Consider the following 1,551-nt stretch of genomic DNA (forward strand, 5'->3'; position numbering starts at 1 on the left):
CACAGACCCGTGAATCACCTGTACCGGCGCAGGCGCGTGAGCGCGTCGGGCGGAGCCCGACACGATGGCAGTGGACTCGCTGCTCAGCTAGCGGCGTCGAGTTGCACGGTGTGTCCGAGTCGTTCGAGCTGCGCGACCAGCCGGCGGGCATGGGCCTCGTCGTTGCGGCGGGCGAGCCAGTCCGCCCCGAGGTCTTGGTAGGGCTCGTCCTTGCTCAGCATGTGCCAGGCCGACACCAGGATCGAGTGCGCGACCGCGACCTGCGCGCGACCGGTCCCGCGTCGCTTCGCGATCCGCGCGTGCTGAGCCGACAGGTAGTTCGACTGGTGCATCCGCGCCACCGAGCCGGCTGCCTCGACCAGCATCGCGGTCAGCCACTTGTTGCCGTGCCGCTTGCTCGTCGGGGTGCGCTTGCCCGCGGACTCGTGGATCCCCGGCGCCACGCCCGCCCACGCCGCCAGATGCGCAGCGCTGGGGAACCGGGACATGTCCGCGCCGGTCTCCGCGACGATGACCTGCGCGACCTTCTCCCCCACCCCAGGGATGGTCTGAAGCAGCTCAATCTCGTGCGCCCAAGGCGTGCACTTCGCGGCGATCACCGCGTCGAGCTCGACCAGCGACTGCTCGACCAGGTCCAGCCGGCCGAGGATCGCCCGGGCCATCTGCGCGTGGTGATCATCGAAGTTTCCCTCCAGCGCCTGAGCCAGGTCCGAGATCTTCGACCGCATCCGGCCCTTCGCCAGCTGCGCCAGAACGAGCGGGTCACGCTCCCCGTCAATCATCGCCGCCAGCATCGCGCGCGCAGACACCGTCGTGAGTGATGACGCCACCGACGAGAGCTTGATCGAGGCGTCCTCGAGCATCATCTCCAGCCGGATCGCCTCTCGGGTCCGGTCCCCCATCAGCTGCACCCGGTACCGGGTCAGCATCCGCAGTTGCCGGATCGCCGGCGGCGGCACCATCGAGGGCCGCAGTAGCCCGTGCTCGAGCAACTGTGCGATCCACTCCGCGTCCCGTACGTCGGTCTTGCGACCAGGGACCGCCTTCATGTGCGCGGCGTTGAGCAACCAGACCTCCATCACATCCTCGAGGCAGTAGAACGGCGCCTTCCAGTACGTCGAGGTCGACTCGATCGCCGCGATCGTCACCCCTTGCTCCAGCAGCCAGTCCCGCATCACCTTCAGCGACCCGGTCGTGGTCTTGAAGGTGCGCGTCTCGCTGCGCCGACCCCGGCGCGCACCGGGCGTGCGCACGCACACCGACACTGACGCCTTCCCGACATCCAGACCGGCGACCCGGTCGAACAACACTTCCATCACGAGCCCTCCTCATCGGATCGGCCGCGGCCATCGCGGCCGGCGACACCCGGAGGGCTCTCTGCCAGGACACAGACCCACGTGCTCGCAGCAACAATCCACCGACTCCCGAGAGCCCCACGCCATACACCTCTACGGGCTCACCCGCACCAGTGTGTGCCGACGTCGCCGAGCGTCACCGCCGATTCTCATCGCCCGCCACGTTCGACCGAAGGTCGAAGTCAAATACACCTCT

At 68.3% G+C, this 1,551-nt stretch carries 1 protein-coding gene; it reads right to left on the reverse strand.

The features are described from left to right. Nucleotides 1-83: 83 nt before the first annotated feature. Nucleotides 84-1,316: an IS110 family RNA-guided transposase gene (locus tag KVF89_RS02585; RefSeq protein ID WP_257423093.1), complete on the reverse strand. Its 1,233-nt coding sequence runs from the start codon at nucleotides 1,314-1,316 to the stop codon at nucleotides 84-86. Nucleotides 1,317-1,551 lie beyond the last annotated feature (235 nt).

Source organism: Nocardioides carbamazepini, assembly GCF_024614185.1.
Lineage (GTDB): Bacteria > Actinomycetota > Actinomycetes > Propionibacteriales > Nocardioidaceae > Nocardioides > Nocardioides carbamazepini.

Bases quoted from the DNA above. Each gene is read 5' to 3' on its own strand.
- KVF89_RS02585 (WP_257423093.1), bottom strand. From the start codon at position 1,316: ATGGAAGTGTTGTTCGACCGGGTCGCCGGTCTGGATGTCGGGAAGGCG.